Origin of the sequence: Pandoraea sp. 64-18 (assembly GCF_001899225.1) — a bacterium.
Taxonomy (GTDB): domain Bacteria; phylum Pseudomonadota; class Gammaproteobacteria; order Burkholderiales; family Burkholderiaceae; genus Pandoraea; species Pandoraea cepalis.
Window position 1 is genome coordinate 84,183 of sequence record NZ_MKVU01000016.1, and the last position, 12,818, is coordinate 97,000.

Annotated in this window: 15 protein-coding genes, 1 tRNA gene and 1 pseudogene; 10 read left to right on the top strand and 7 right to left on the bottom strand. The window is 62.2% G+C overall.

The window, feature by feature from the left end; all coding sequences use genetic code 11:
• The first annotated feature begins 164 nt into the window (after positions 1-164).
• From BGP02_RS13945 to BGP02_RS13955, 3 genes are all read left to right on the top strand, one after another.
• Positions 165-869 (top strand): GntR family transcriptional regulator, encoded by a 705-nt coding sequence (locus BGP02_RS13945; protein WP_017232404.1) that lies wholly within the window; start codon positions 165-167, stop codon positions 867-869.
• A 58-nt stretch (positions 870-927) separates the two neighbouring features.
• Positions 928-2,325: an MFS transporter gene (locus BGP02_RS13950; RefSeq protein WP_017232403.1), complete on the top strand. Its 1,398-nt coding sequence runs from the start codon at positions 928-930 to the stop codon at positions 2,323-2,325.
• Positions 2,326-2,420: 95 nt separating this feature from the next.
• Complete coding sequence (locus BGP02_RS13955) at positions 2,421-3,293, top strand: isocitrate lyase/PEP mutase family protein (protein WP_261938840.1); 873 nt, start codon at positions 2,421-2,423, stop codon at positions 3,291-3,293.
• Positions 3,294-3,362: 69 nt separating this feature from the next.
• Here the strand turns inward: BGP02_RS13955 and BGP02_RS13960 are convergent, their stop codons facing one another.
• The 3 genes from BGP02_RS13960 to BGP02_RS13970 all read right to left on the bottom strand — a co-directional run bounded on the left by BGP02_RS13960 (position 3,363) and on the right by BGP02_RS13970 (position 7,205).
• The gene (locus BGP02_RS13960) at positions 3,363-4,709 is read right to left on the bottom strand and encodes an MFS transporter (RefSeq protein WP_286798746.1); all 1,347 of its coding nucleotides are present in this window, start codon (positions 4,707-4,709) and stop codon (positions 3,363-3,365) included.
• Between the two features lie 64 nt (positions 4,710-4,773).
• Positions 4,774-6,297 (bottom strand): bifunctional 3-(3-hydroxy-phenyl)propionate/3-hydroxycinnamic acid hydroxylase MhpA, encoded by a 1,524-nt coding sequence (gene mhpA, locus BGP02_RS13965; RefSeq protein ID WP_286798747.1) that lies wholly within the window; start codon positions 6,295-6,297, stop codon positions 4,774-4,776.
• Between the two features lie 56 nt (positions 6,298-6,353).
• Positions 6,354-7,205 (bottom strand): fumarylacetoacetate hydrolase family protein, encoded by an 852-nt coding sequence (locus tag BGP02_RS13970; protein WP_261938837.1) that lies wholly within the window; start codon positions 7,203-7,205, stop codon positions 6,354-6,356.
• Between the two features lie 145 nt (positions 7,206-7,350).
• Here BGP02_RS13970 and BGP02_RS13975 point away from each other — a divergent pair, with 145 nt between their 5' ends.
• Positions 7,351-7,917 (top strand): VOC family protein, encoded by a 567-nt coding sequence (locus BGP02_RS13975; RefSeq protein WP_150564200.1) that lies wholly within the window; start codon positions 7,351-7,353, stop codon positions 7,915-7,917.
• A 174-nt stretch (positions 7,918-8,091) separates the two neighbouring features.
• Complete coding sequence (locus BGP02_RS13980; protein ID WP_017232397.1) at positions 8,092-8,904, top strand: IclR family transcriptional regulator; 813 nt, start codon at positions 8,092-8,094, stop codon at positions 8,902-8,904.
• 40 nt (positions 8,905-8,944) lie between these two features.
• Here BGP02_RS13980 and BGP02_RS13985 read toward each other — a convergent pair whose 3' ends face one another.
• The gene (locus BGP02_RS13985) at positions 8,945-9,109 is read right to left on the bottom strand and encodes a hypothetical protein (RefSeq protein ID WP_017232396.1); all 165 of its coding nucleotides are present in this window, start codon (positions 9,107-9,109) and stop codon (positions 8,945-8,947) included.
• Between BGP02_RS13985 and BGP02_RS22355 the strand changes: the two genes are divergently transcribed.
• The 4 genes and pseudogenes from BGP02_RS22355 (at position 9,038) to BGP02_RS14000 (ending at position 10,317) form a co-directional block, all read left to right on the top strand.
• On the top strand, positions 9,038-9,271 hold the full coding sequence (locus BGP02_RS22355; RefSeq protein ID WP_353744109.1) for a hypothetical protein: 234 nt from the start codon (positions 9,038-9,040) through the stop codon (positions 9,269-9,271). The genes BGP02_RS13985 and BGP02_RS22355 overlap by 72 nt on opposite strands.
• Positions 9,177-9,530: pseudogene (locus tag BGP02_RS13990) on the top strand (cysteine hydrolase family protein); the annotation flags it as partial. The gene BGP02_RS22355 and the pseudogene BGP02_RS13990, both read left to right, overlap by 95 nt.
• A gap of 180 nt (positions 9,531-9,710) precedes the next feature.
• Positions 9,711-9,977, top strand: coding sequence for a BrnT family toxin (locus tag BGP02_RS13995; protein WP_017232394.1), 267 nt, complete (start codon positions 9,711-9,713; stop codon positions 9,975-9,977).
• A gap of 10 nt (positions 9,978-9,987) precedes the next feature.
• Entirely contained in the window at positions 9,988-10,317 is a 330-nt protein-coding gene (locus tag BGP02_RS14000) for a BrnA antitoxin family protein (RefSeq protein WP_286798749.1), read from the top strand.
• A gap of 45 nt (positions 10,318-10,362) precedes the next feature.
• Here BGP02_RS14000 and BGP02_RS14005 read toward each other — a convergent pair whose 3' ends face one another.
• Positions 10,363-10,530, bottom strand: a complete 168-nt coding sequence (locus tag BGP02_RS14005) for a hypothetical protein (protein WP_017232392.1) — start codon at positions 10,528-10,530, stop codon at positions 10,363-10,365.
• Positions 10,531-10,720: 190 nt separating this feature from the next.
• Here BGP02_RS14005 and BGP02_RS14010 point away from each other — a divergent pair, with 190 nt between their 5' ends.
• Complete coding sequence (locus tag BGP02_RS14010) at positions 10,721-11,092, top strand: single-stranded DNA-binding protein (RefSeq protein ID WP_017232391.1); 372 nt, start codon at positions 10,721-10,723, stop codon at positions 11,090-11,092.
• Between the two features lie 159 nt (positions 11,093-11,251).
• Here the strand turns inward: BGP02_RS14010 and BGP02_RS14015 are convergent.
• Both BGP02_RS14015 and BGP02_RS14020 read right to left on the bottom strand, forming a co-directional pair.
• Positions 11,252-11,327, bottom strand: a tRNA-Lys gene (locus BGP02_RS14015).
• Positions 11,328-11,433: 106 nt separating this feature from the next.
• On the bottom strand, positions 11,434-12,549 hold the full coding sequence (locus BGP02_RS14020) for a YeeE/YedE family protein (protein WP_150564634.1): 1,116 nt from the start codon (positions 12,547-12,549) through the stop codon (positions 11,434-11,436).
• Positions 12,550-12,818: the final 269 nt, after the last annotated feature.

The following is a 12,818-nucleotide window of genomic DNA, read 5'->3' on the forward strand; positions in this document are numbered from 1 at the left end:
CAGTGGGTCATTACAGGTCTTCATTGGTTCGTTACATCGCTGCCACTGGAACGAAATATCTAGGGGGAATTACCGATCCAGCGATTCGCAACATTGCATACAATGTTTACAAAATTCGCCTGATGTTAGTGGGTAATCTCGTAAATATTAAAACATTGCATACAATGTCGTCTGCGCCGCTTACCCTGTCCTCGGCCGATGTCTACCTGGCCATCAAGACCTCGCTGGCCGAACATGAGTACGCCGCGGGGCAGTATCTGCGTGAGACCCAACTGGCGGAGCGCTTCGGCGTGAGCCGCACGCCGGTGCGCGAGGCCTTGCGCCGGCTTGATGCGGAGGGCTGGGTCGAAGCGGTGCCCAACTATGGCGTACGTGTGCGGGCGTGGACCGAGCAGGACGCGCGCGAGATTTTCGAGGCTCGGTTGCTGATCGAGCCGTATCTGGCGGGGCGTGCGGCGCAACGGGCGACCGACGACGATGTCGCGCGGCTGCGCGAACTGGCCGTGACGATGTTCGACATTGCGCGCGAGCCGCCGACGGCGGCGCTGACCGAACGCTGGTTTGCGCTTAACGATGCCTTCCACGCGATCATCAGCGGCGGCGCTGGCAACGGCCGCCTCGACCGCTCTCTCAAATCGATGAAAGAGACGCCACTCGTCAAGTGGACGTTCGACACCTACAACCCCGAAGACCGCGAGCGCAGCGCACGACAGCACCTCGAAATTGTCGACGCGTTTGCACAGCGCAACGGCGTCTGGGCCGAGGCGATCGTGCGCTGCCATATCGCTGCGGCGCAGAGCGTGGTGCTGGGCCGTGCGTCACGCACGCCGGCGGGCGACACCGTCGCGCCCGCATTGGCAGGGGATTAGCCTGTTCCATCAGCAGTACCCGAAAACATCACGTCAATAACGACGGAGGAGACAGCGCATGTTGAGTTCGATAAACGCGGGGCCCCGGCTGGACCGGCTGCCCATTTCTGGGTTCCATCGCCGGATCCTGTGGCTGATCGGGGGCGGCATGTTCCTCGATTCGTTCGACATCTATCTGGCTGGCGGCGTGCTGGGGGCCCTGGCCAAGAGCGGATGGTCGACGATGCAGCTCAACGCCACGTTTCTGTCGGCGACCTTCGTCGGCATGCTGCTCGGCGCGTTGACGGCGGGTGTGCTGGGTGACCGCAAGGGACGCAAGTTCACCTATCAGTTCAACCTGGCGATCTTTGGTCTGGCGTCGCTCGCCGGTGCATTCGCGCCCAACATGACGTGGCTGATCGTCTGTCGCTTCTTCATGGGGCTTGGGCTTGGCGCTGAGATCGTGGTTGGCTACGGCTCGCTCGGTGAATTCGTGCCGCCCGCGGTGCGCGGCAAGTGGTCGGCCTACCTGTCGCTGATCACGAATTCGGCGTTGTTCTTCTCGACGTTCCTCGGTTATCTGATCATTCCCTCGATGGGCTGGCGCGCGATGTTCGCGATCGTGGGCGTGGGCGCGTTGGTCATGTGGTTCGTGCGCGCCAAGATGCCCGAGTCGCCGCGCTGGCTGGAATCGAAGGGACGTTTCGACGAGGCCGACGCGATCCTGCGTGCGGCCGAAGCCGAGTCCGCGCGCGGCGGCGTATTGCCCCCGGTGCGCCAGATGCCACCGGTCGTCACGCGACCCACCACGCTGCTGGACTTGTTTACACCTTCGCAGATTCGTCGAACGGTGGTGGCGATCTGCGTGCAGATCGGTGTCAACGTGGTGATCTACGGTTTCATTGTCTGGGTGCCGACGTTCCTGATGAAGCAGGGGATCGGCATGGCGTCGTCGCTCGGCTACACCACGTTGATGTCGCTCGGCGGTCCGGCGGGCGCGCTGGTGGGCGTGCTCGTGGCCGACCGGATCGGTCGCAAGAACGGCATGATCGCGGTGTCGGCACTCGCGGCGGTGGTGGGATGGGCCTATGGCCACTCGAGCAGCGTGGAGATGGCGACCGCGCTCGGCTTCCTGCTGTTCACGCTGACCTATCTGATGGTCGCGCTCGGCATTGCAACCTATTGCCCCGAACTGTTCGCGACGGAGAACCGCATGCGCGGCAATGGGGTGGCGGGCTGTGCCGGCCGGATCGCCGGGATTCTCGCGCCGCAGATGGTCGTCGCACTCTACGCGTCCGGCGGCATCCAGCAGGTTCTCACGACGATTGCGTGCGTGCTGGCGGCCATGTCGATCGTGCTTGCGCTGTTCGGCATCGAGACCAACCGCCGCTCGTTGGAGGACATCGCACCGAACGCGGGCGGGCTTGGAACGGCCGGTCTCGGCGAGTCGGAATTCTCTGGGAAATCGCAACGCTGACGTCTGGCGCAATATGGCGTCCGGATTCGAAACGACGCGTGGGTCGAGCGCCCCGCGCGTCGGAAATCTTGCTTCACCGACTTATTGGAATTGTGATGAACGCCCAAGAAAAACGTAGTCAACTCAAAGCGAAACTGGCTCGGCAAGACATTGTGGTCGCGCCGGGGATTTACGACATGATCTCGGTCGCCATGGCTGACGCGATGCAGTTCGACTGCCTCTACATGACCGGTTTCGGTACGGTGGCCTCGTATCTGGGCGTGCCCGATGCCGGCCTGGCAACCTATACCGACATGGTCAATCGTGTGACGGCGTTCTGCGGCAACAGCCGCACGCCGTTGATCTGCGATGGCGACACCGGTTACGGTGGATTGCTCAATGTCATGCACACAGTGCGTGGCTACGAGCGGGCGGGGGCGGCAGGGATTCAGCTTGAAGACCAGGAATTTCCGAAGAAGTGCGGCCACACGCCGGGTCGCCGCGTGATTCCGGCCGGCGATATGGTCAAGAAGATCCAGGTCGCGGCGCAGACGCGCGACGACGCGAACTTCCAGATCGTGGCGCGTACCGATGCCCGCACGTCGCTCGGATTGGACGAGGCATTGCGCCGGGGCGAGGCCTATGTGAAGGCGGGCGCCGATGTCCTGTTCATCGAGTCGCCCGAGAGCGTGGAGGAGCTGGAGACGATCGGCAAATCCTTCGATGTGCCGTTGCTGTGCAATATCGTCGAGGGCGGACGCACACCACAGTTGGCGCCGGCGCAATTGCAGTCGCTCGGGTTCTCCATCGCGATCTATCCGGCGACGGGCTTCCTGGCCGCCGCGCGCGCCCTTGAGCACGCGTACGCGCAGATCAAGGCCGGCAAGGGCACGATGAGCATCGACAACGCCCTGTATCCGTTCTCGCAAATGTGCGAGTTGATGGGCTTCCCCGAAGTGTGGGCGTTCGATCGGGCTCACGCGGACTGAGCGAGTGCAGGCGGCGAAAGGCACAATCAGTGACTTTCGCCGTACACGTGGCGGTGCGGCGGTGCAGGTTCAGCGCGATGGTTCGGCGCCGCGCCGGTCCGTCGGCAATGCGCGTGGCGATGTCGATTGGCTGGCGGGCAGGGCAAAGCTCGCGAGCAACGCGATCGCGCAGGCGCCGATCACGAAGTACGCCGGTGCGGCCAGTGAGCCGGTCTCGCGGATCAGCATGGTCGCCAGCAACGGCGCGAAACCGCTGAAGACGAGGACGGAGGCGTTATACGAAAGTGCGATGCCGCTGAACCTCACCTGCACCGGGAACTGATCGGCAAGCACGGACGCCCACGTACCGCTGGCGAGCGAGAAGACCACTCCCGCGAGGATGAACAGGGTCACCAGATTCACGGTGTGGCCGACCAGCGCGTAATAGAACGGATAACTCAATACCACCAGCAACGCCGCCGACGCACGCAGAAGATACCGGCGCGGCACCTTGTCGCCAAGCCAGCCCGCGGCGAGCAGGCCAAACGAACTGACGATCAGATAGGCGTTCTGGGCGATCGCCGCCGTCCGGGGCGCATAGTGAAGTTGTTGCACGAGGTAAGCCGGCATGTGTCCGTACAGGATGCCATTGACACCGGCCATGACCGCGATCGTAAGCGCGGCAGCGGCGACCGATTTACCGTGGTGCCGAAGCGTTTCGCGAAACGGTTGCTTGATGACGGCCCCTTGCATCTTCTTGAACTCCGGCGACTCGTCGAGGTTGCGTCGCATCCAGTACGACACGATGCCGCACAGGCCGCCGAACAAAAAGGCGACGCGCCAGCCATACGCCGCGGCATCCGCGCTCGACAGGGAACTCTGGATGACGAGATTGACGATGGTCGCAAGCAACACGCCCACGTTCACCGCGCAGATGATGACGCCGGCAGCCAGGCCGGCGCGATGCGGCGCGGCTTCCACGGCGTACGTAATGGCGCCGGGCATTTCCCCGCCGACACAGAACCCCTGAAGCATGCGCAGGACGATCAGCAGGATCGACGCGGTGATCCCCCAGTGCGCATAGTTCGGCAGCAGACCCAGGCAAATCGTCGCGGTGGTCACGACAACGATGGAGCCGAGAAAGACCGGCCGGCGGCCATAACGATCTCCCCAGCTACTCAGCACGATGCCGCCGAGCGGTCGAATCACATAGCCGATGGCCAGCACGGAGTAGGCGGCGAGCATGCTCAACAGCGCCGACGCGTTCGGAAAGAACTGCGCGGCGATGTACTGCGCAAAAAAGCCGTACACAATGAAGTCGTAAAACTCCAGTGAGCCGCCCAGGCTCGCGATGAGGATCATCTTCCATTGGGACCGTGTCAGGCCGGCGGAGGGTGAGCGGCCAAGTTCGCCGACAGGGTTGCGGGTTGTCTCCATGACGTCTCCAGAAAGGGTTGGCTTCTTTGTCCAACGAGGGGTGTGCGTGCGCGATGGCGGCCGATCAGGCGTTTGCCGTGCGCCGATGAGTCAGTGTCTCTTCAAACAGTTGTGCCAGGGCATGCCTGTCAGGCGCGACACCGAATACGTAGCGGTCCGGGCGCACCAATTGGGCGACGGCGCCGGTTGACCGGAACCACTCGCGGATCGAGGCTTCGTCGCTTGCGATCAGTTCGACATCCGCGCGGGCCGCCTGATCCGGCAGATCCGGGCACTCGCTGAGCAACTCCGGTAAGGCAACCAGTGCGAATCGGTAGCCGACGACGTCGTCAAGCCGCCGTCCGTCGTTCAGGCGAGGCTGCGGGGCAATCTGTCCCGCAGTGCCCGAGGGGTCGTCCACCCACTCCCCCGGCCCAAGCTTTGGTTGCGGCGTGACGAAATTGCGGATCGCTGCGGCCATCTCGTCGTCGCGAGCGTTCGCAAGCTCAGGATGAGTGGTCTGAATGACCGCGCCGAGCTGGACGGCGGTCTCGATGAATTCGCGTACGTGCGGCGAGCGTTCCGATTCATAGGTATCGAGAAGCGTGTCGCAGGCTTCACCGCGAAGCACGGCCCCCAATTTCCATGCGAGATTCGACGCGTCACGAATGCCGGCGGCCATGCCTTGGCCCATGAAGGGCGGCGTTTGATGCGCGGCGTCTCCCGCCAGAAGCAACCGGCCACGACGCCACCCGTTGGCAACGACGGAGTGAAACGTGTAGACGGCTGAGCGCTCGAGCCGTGCATCGGCCGGCGAGATCCAGCGAGCGAGCTTGTCCCACAGCCATTCCGGGGTTGTGAGTTGCGTCGAATCGTCGCCAGGCATCACCATGATTTCCCAACGACGACGGTTGCCCGGGCCTCGCGTATAAGTGGTCGGCCGCGCCGGATCGCAATACTGAATCGAGACGTCGCCCAGTTCAGGCCGTGGCGCATTGAGCATCACGTCTACCACGACCCAGCGTTCGTGCGATTTCAGATCCGTCAGCTCGGTGCCCATGAAGCGCCGCGCAATGGAGCGCGCGCCGTCGCACCCGACGACATATCGTGCGGTGGTGTGTCCCAGTTTGCCGCAACGCGTGTCCTCGAAGCGGACTTGAACGCCGTCGGCTGTCTCGTCGAGGGAAAACACCTCGTGACGCAGACGGACTTCAACGTTGGGTTGCTGCGCGAGGCGCTCGCGCAATGCATTCTCCAGATCGGGCTGGTGGAATTTGTAGCTGGCACACCAGCCGTGAGGGCCTATGTGGGTCGGACGTGGCCAGTCGATCAGCAATTGGCCTTGCGCGTTCACGAACTTCATTCCCGGGCCGACGAACAGGTTGGGGAGCAGGGCGTCTGCAATCCCGATCGTCTGGAACACGCGCATGCATTCGCCATCGAAATGCACCGCGCGGGGCAGCGCAAAGATGTCTTTGTCGCGCTCCAGCACCAGCACCCGCAACCCCTGGATCGCAAGCAGATTACCCAATGTGGCGCCGGTGGGGCCGAGGCCGATGATCGCGACGTCGTAGTCGCATGTAGGCGTTGGAATAGTTTGATTTGACATGTTCGTTTCCCGCTGTTCAGACACCGGGCGCGGCGTGCCGCACCCGGCCACGACCTTTACGCTTCGTCGGCAATCGAATTGCGCAGCACGCCAATGCGATCCACTTCCACTTCGACCACGTCGCCCGGCTTCATGAACAGCGGCGGGTTACGTTTTGCACCCACGCCGCCCGGCGTGCCGGTCACGATCACGTCGCCGGCGAAAAGCGGTGTGAACGTCGAGAGATAGGCAATCTGCTTGGCGATACCGTGGATGAGCATCTCCGTGGTTGCCCGCTGCACCTCCTGCCCATTCAGACGGGTGACGAGCGTCATCAGCGCGTTTGGCGTGATCTCGTCGCGCGTGACCATCCACGGCCCGAACGCGCCGGTGCGATAGAAGTTCTTGCCCGGCCCCCACTGCGTCGTGTGACGCTGCCAGTCACGCACGGAGCCGTCGTTGTAGCAGGCGTAGCCCGCGATGTGCTGCCAGGCGTCGGCTTCGGCGATGCGCCGTCCGCCGCGGCCGATGATGACCGCGATCTCGCCCTCGTAGTCGAACTGCTGAGACTCGGGCGGGCGCAGCATCGGCCGAGCGTGGCCGACCTGGGAGGCGGGTAGCCGCATGAAAATCACGGGCTGTTCGGTCACTTCGCGATGCGTTTCCTTGACGTGCTCGGCGTAATTCAGGCCGACGCAGAAGATCTGCTCAGGATTGGGGATGACCGGCAGCAGCGCCACGTCTGCGAGCGCGTAGTCGGCCTGCGCGCCCTCGATGGCCTGAGCCGCTTCCCTGAAGGCGTCGGCGGCAATCAGCGCCTTGAGGTCCGCGAAGCGCCCATCAAGGCGCTTGCCCAGGTCGAAGATGACGTCGTCGCGAACCACGCCGAACGAAGGACCCTGAGAGGTGGAGAAGCTGACGAGTTTCATTGATGCTCCGATGATAAATAACGGTAGTTTTGATCCGCACACCGCCGTAAAAAAGTAGTGTGTTTATCGTATTTTGAGAATAAACTAGATTTAACGAATGACACAACGTGTTTTTCGTTAGGGTTTATCACTATCGGAGACAGGCATGGAAGGGATGAAGCAGAAGCGGCAGGGTCTCTCGTTGAGCCACATGGGGTTCTATGTGAACGACATGGCGCGGGTCGAGGATTTCTATTCGCGGGTGTTGGAGTTCACCGTGACGGATCGTGGCAAGTTGCAGACGCCGAGTGGCGAAGTGCGCTTGGTATTTCTGAGTCGCGATCCGGCGGTACACCACCAGATCGTGCTTGCGAGCGGGCGCCCGGCGCATCTGGCGTTCAATCCGATCAACCAGATCTCGCTGGAGGCGGACAGTCTTGCGACGCTCAGGCAGTTCCACCAAAAGTTTGTGGCGGAGGGGCTCGACGAGATCCGCCCCGTGACCCACGGTAATGCGGTGTCGATCTATGCACGAGATCCGGAGGGCAACCGGCTGGAACTGTTCATCGATACGCCGTGGTACGTTGACCAGCCGATGCGTGTGCCGGTCGACTTTGACCGGCCGGACGCCGAACTGATGGCGGATGTCGAGCGCCATGCGCGCACCCTGCCTGGTTTCCGGCCTCGAAGCGTCTGGCAGGCGGAGATGGCGGAACGCATGGGGCTTGTGTGATCAGGTGACGAAAAGCAGGGGGCAATGCGTCGTCGCTTGAATCGGGGTCGGGCTTCGCGTGATGCTGCGGGGAGTGTCCGACCCTCGCGCGCGCTTTGCATGTGCAAATGGGCCGACCAGGCGGCCGCTCGCTCTGGCTATAATTCACGCACGTCCACAGGGTTCACTGTCCAGATGTCGAGCATCACGAGAGTCTTATCCATCCTCGATCTTTTTTCCGAGGACAAGCTATTCCTGTCCGCCGAAGACGTTGGCGCCGAACTCGATTGCTCGATTCCGACGGCTTACCGCTATGTGCGAGAGCTGGTGGATGCGGGCTTGCTCGTGCGTTTTGCAGGAGGGGACTATGGGCTTGGGCCTCGCATCATCAAGCTCGACTATCACTTGCGCGTGTCCGACCCGCTGCTTGCGGTCGGCCGGCCGATCATGCGCGAGCTGAGCGAGCATTCGGGCTTCGACACCGTGATGTCTCGGTGGTACGGGAACGAGCTTGTCGACACCCATCGAGAGACGCACGACGCATCGCTTGACCTCCGATACGGCCGCGGGCGTCCACGTCCGCTTTTTCTCGGTGCCGCGTCGAAGGCGATCCTGTCGACCTTCCCCAAGGCCAAGCTCGCGGGGTTGTTCGAGCAATATGCCGAGGACATCGCGCAGAGCGGACTCGGTACGACGCTCGAGGACTTCCGCGGATCGCTGCTCAGGATTCGGCGCGCGGGCTTTTATCTCTCGAAAGACGAACTCGAAGTCGGGATTTCGGCGCTGGCGTCGCCGCTGTTTACCGACGACTCAGGGGAGGCGGTCGGCGCGCTCGCGGTGATCGTGCCGACGCCGCGTCTGCAGTTCGCCAATCTCGACCGGCTCGTTGAATCGATCAAGGAGGCCGCGTCGCGGATTTCACAGCGCACGCGGGATGTCATCGAGAGCCGTCAGACCGGCGCCGTGGCCTCATCGCAGCGTGGGGCGCGTCCGAGACGATCCGCATAGTCGGACTTCGCCGCTCATGGCCGAGCGATGCCTGAGAAAATCATCCCCACGCCAGGGATGCGATCTTGTCGGCGCCGCGCTTAACATCATCGACCTGCAGAACGGCTTTGTCGCCCCAGGCTTTCCCGGCGAATTGCCGATGGCGCGCGAGATCGTGCCGAATGTGAATCGGCTCGCGAGCGCGCTGCGTGAGGCGGGTGGTCATGTGTATTGGATTCGTCACACGCAGGTCGTGCCAGGCGAAGCGCCGTGGCAGCGCTTCGACGAATTCGGCGCGGGATGGGGGGGCGAGTCTGGGCGAGACCTTGGTCGACGGACATCCCGGACACGCGTTGTATCCGCCGCTCGACGTTCGCGATGCGGATGAGATGGTCGACAAGACGCGGTTCAGCGCTTTTATCCAAGGCTCGTCCGACCTGCATCAACGCCTTGCCGCGCGCGGCATCGACACCGTGATCGTGACTGGCACGGTGACGAACGTCGGCTGCGAATCGACTGCCCGCGATGCGATGATGCACGATTACAAGGTCTCGATATTCTCCGAATGTTGTCGCTCCCCGAGCCTGCAACAGGGAGAACGCTCGTGGGGCGGTTTGCGCAGCAATAGCGGGAGCGGATACGACTAGGGAGATCTGAAGTTGTCGGAGTTCCTGCGGGTGGCGGTTGTAGATTCGGAGTTTGCTGAGATTTCGAATTCGGTGTTGCTGCGATGATGGGTTCGGCTCGTCAACGGGTGTCTTGTCGTGGATTTCCGTCCATACAAAAAATCGTTGACGTATGTAAATTAATGCCCATACAATAAATCAATGCAAATCGAGTTCGATCCAGCGAAAGACGAGGCAAACTGTAGAAAACATGGACTGTCGCTGGCGCTTGCCGAGTTTTTCGACTTGGAGGCTGCGTTGCTTGAGATCGACGCGCGCGCCAACTACAACGAAACGCGGTTTGTTGCGCTTGGCCCGCTCGGGGACAGACTCCATGTGATGGTGTTGACAGTGCGAGACGAATCGATTCGAGTGATCAGCCTTCGCAAAGCCAACCGACGCGAGGTACGAAAGTATGACGAAACGTAGACCCCCCCCAATGACCGACGCCGAGGATACGGCCATCACGCGTGCCGCCGAGACGGATCCCGATAACCCACCGTTGACCGACCAGCAGTTGGGGCAGATGCGTCCGGCGCGCGAAGTGCTGACCGAGGTGTTGGGGAAAGGGCGCGCGGATGCTGTGTTGAAGCGTCGCGGACGCCCGGCGTTGCCGGAAGGTCAACGTAAAGTGACGCTGAACATGCGCGCTGATCGTGATGTGGTGGAGGCGTTCAAGGCGTCGGGCGACGGGTGGCAGACGCGAATGAATGACGCTTTGCGGGAGTATGCCAAGTCACATCACATGTTGCCGGCGTGCTGTCCTTGATGGCGTTTGCCCCGAAATTCCGGGCGCAGCGTCACACTAGAATTGCTAAATCCATCGCATGGCGAACCTGCGTGTCTCGTTGGCCGTATCGCCTGAACCCTTGTCGCTCAACCGCTTGATTTCGGATAGCGTGCGCAACGCAAACGCGACGCGATTTTCCATCCCGGTAAGCTTCGCGTCGCGGCTCACCACCTTCTGCACGGCTGCATTCAACTGCCTCCTGGAGAATCTCGTTCGTCTACGTTCTATGTCGACCCGTTGGTTCAAGTGGGCGATTTTGTCCGGTGTTTCAGGCGCTGCTTCACGGGTATCCAACACGCCGGCGTGTGGAACGGGTATGGTTCGACGTTCGAGGGTTCAAATGAAGCGTGGGCGGCAGTCGCGCGTGATAACGAGGTGAAAGATGATTGATGGTCTGATTGGTGGGAAGGTCTACGGAACGCCCGCTGAGCGCAAAGGGCAAGGCGGCACGGCATATGCCACTGCGAAGGTTCTCGCGGCCGGGGGCGACGGCGAGGCGCTGTTCGTGAACGTAATTGCCTTTGCCGATGATGCGCGGGCCGCACTGCTAGCGCTGGATGATGGGGATTCTGTTTCGCTGTCTGGTGCGCTCACGCCGAAGGTATGGACTGACAAGAACGGCGAGACGCGCCCCGCGCTGGACATGGTGGCGCATGCAGTGCTGACGGCCTACCACGTCAAGTGCAAGCGACAAGCCGTCCAACGAGAGTCTGCGCCGGCGAGCGGCGACCATGTCGAGGACGACGATCGCTAAAGGAGATGCGGGGGACGGGGCGTTGTGAGGTGGTATGCCAGCGCGTAGCGCCGGTTGCGCCAGCGTCTCCTTGACGCAATCCGCCGGCAAGGTGGTTCCATGACGCCGGAAACGAGAAAGGGGTTACAAGCGAAGCGCCTGTAACCCCCTGAATTCGTTTGGTAGGCCGTGCGGGATTCGAACCTGCGACCAACGGATTAAAAGTCCGCTGCTCTACCAGCTGAGCTAACGACCCAACGAAGACCAAAATTATAGCGGCGCTGTCACCATAGTGTCAATACCTGGGCGGCGCGACGGCGGCTCTTTCTGGCGCGATTCGAGCGGTTGTGCGCGGCTTGTGCTCAAACGCTGCGCTCAATGCGCCACATCTGGTACTTGAACGCGCAGACGCCGCCCACGAGAATCGCCGCCGTCGCGAGGAACGACCCCAGCGCCAGCGTCGATACGCCCGACAACCCCTGACCGACCGTGCAGCCCAAGGCCGTCACGCCGCCGAAGCCCATCAGTACGCCACCCACCATGTGGTTTGCCGTGTCTTCCGTGCCCTGAAAACCTTCCCAACGGAAATTGCGCGACACCAGTGCATAGACGAACGACCCGGCAATCACACCCAACACACTCGAAATGCCCAACGTGATGACGTTGCTCGTGTCGCTCCACATCATCAGCCAATACATCGTGTACGCGAGCGGCGAGACGAACGACAACGCTTCCATCTTCCCGGAATTCGTGGCAACGAAACTCTCCTCCAACGTATTCGGATTCTCCGCCACGTACCCTAACTTGCCCGAGACGTACCACAACGCCACGATGATCGCGCCCACGACGAGGCCGCCCAGCAGATTATCGAACGTCCAGAATTCGCGTCGCGCGAGCGCCGCGATCACGAACGCCCCGCCAATCGCCAACCCGAGAATGAGCTGTGCGCGGTGTACGTCGCCACCGAACCAGCCGCCCAGCAATGTCGGCAGATCCTGCGATGTCGCAAACGTGGTTTGCACGCTATCGATGGCCGTCACGCGCAATACCGCGAACAAGCCCTTGAGCGTCATGTAGCCCGACAGACCGATCATCACGAAAACCAGCAGCGACTTCAGATTCCCACCGCCGATGCGCACCAATGTCTTGCTGCCGCAACCGGACGCCAGCACCATGCCGAAACCGAACAGCCAGCCGCCAACGAGATACGACAGCCAGGTAAAGCGCGGCGTCGTGTAAATCGCCTTGATAGGATCGATGACACCTTGCGACGCCAGCGCCCCCGTGCCGATGGTCGCGACACCGATGGCGAGCAACCACATCCGCATGCGGTTCCAATCGCCGATGTTCACGATGTCGGAGAGCGCGCCCATCGTGCAGAAATGCGTGCGCTGCAGCACAGCGCCAAACACGAAGGCCAGCGCAAAGGTGAACCACACGACGGTGTGGGAGAGGGCGGTGAGATCGACGTCGGTCATTAGGCGAGAAGGCGATGGCGGCCGTGCCCGGCCGTTCGATTCGTTGTCGCGAGCCACGGGGCGTAGCCGGCATGGTAATTATCAGACGTGCCGCGCGCAGTCTGCGCGCGATCACATCGCGGGTGCGGTCGTCATGCCCTGCAGACCCAATCGGACCCGCACACATCCCCTGAGACGCCGCGCTTCGAACGCTTGCAAAGCCCGTATTCTACTTGAGGTCGCGGTCGGCATCCGCAAAGCCCGGAAGGATGGGAGCGCCTGGCGGTCGC

What these genes read in the sequence shown, in the direction of transcription:
- BGP02_RS13955 (WP_261938840.1), top strand. Translation starts at nt 2,421, where the DNA reads ATGAACGCCCAAGAAAAACGTAGTCAACTCAAAGCGAAACTGGCTCGG.
- BGP02_RS14010 (WP_017232391.1), top strand. Translation starts at nt 10,721, where the DNA reads ATGATTGATGGTCTGATTGGTGGGAAGGTCTACGGAACGCCCGCTGAG.
- BGP02_RS14000 (WP_286798749.1), top strand. Translation starts at nt 9,988, where the DNA reads ATGACCGACGCCGAGGATACGGCCATCACGCGTGCCGCCGAGACGGAT.
- BGP02_RS13995 (WP_017232394.1), top strand. Translation starts at nt 9,711, where the DNA reads ATGCAAATCGAGTTCGATCCAGCGAAAGACGAGGCAAACTGTAGAAAA.
- mhpA (WP_286798747.1), bottom strand. Translation starts at nt 6,297, where the DNA reads ATGTCAAATCAAACTATTCCAACGCCTACATGCGACTACGACGTCGCG.
- BGP02_RS13980 (WP_017232397.1), top strand. Translation starts at nt 8,092, where the DNA reads ATGTCGAGCATCACGAGAGTCTTATCCATCCTCGATCTTTTTTCCGAG.
- BGP02_RS14020 (WP_150564634.1), bottom strand. Translation starts at nt 12,549, where the DNA reads ATGACCGACGTCGATCTCACCGCCCTCTCCCACACCGTCGTGTGGTTC.
- BGP02_RS13975 (WP_150564200.1), top strand. Translation starts at nt 7,351, where the DNA reads ATGGAAGGGATGAAGCAGAAGCGGCAGGGTCTCTCGTTGAGCCACATG.
- BGP02_RS13985 (WP_017232396.1), bottom strand. Translation starts at nt 9,109, where the DNA reads ATGACCACCCGCCTCACGCAGCGCGCTCGCGAGCCGATTCACATTCGG.
- BGP02_RS13945 (WP_017232404.1), top strand. Translation starts at nt 165, where the DNA reads ATGTCGTCTGCGCCGCTTACCCTGTCCTCGGCCGATGTCTACCTGGCC.
- BGP02_RS13950 (WP_017232403.1), top strand. Translation starts at nt 928, where the DNA reads ATGTTGAGTTCGATAAACGCGGGGCCCCGGCTGGACCGGCTGCCCATT.
- BGP02_RS13960 (WP_286798746.1), bottom strand. Translation starts at nt 4,709, where the DNA reads ATGGAGACAACCCGCAACCCTGTCGGCGAACTTGGCCGCTCACCCTCC.
- BGP02_RS13970 (WP_261938837.1), bottom strand. Translation starts at nt 7,205, where the DNA reads ATGAAACTCGTCAGCTTCTCCACCTCTCAGGGTCCTTCGTTCGGCGTG.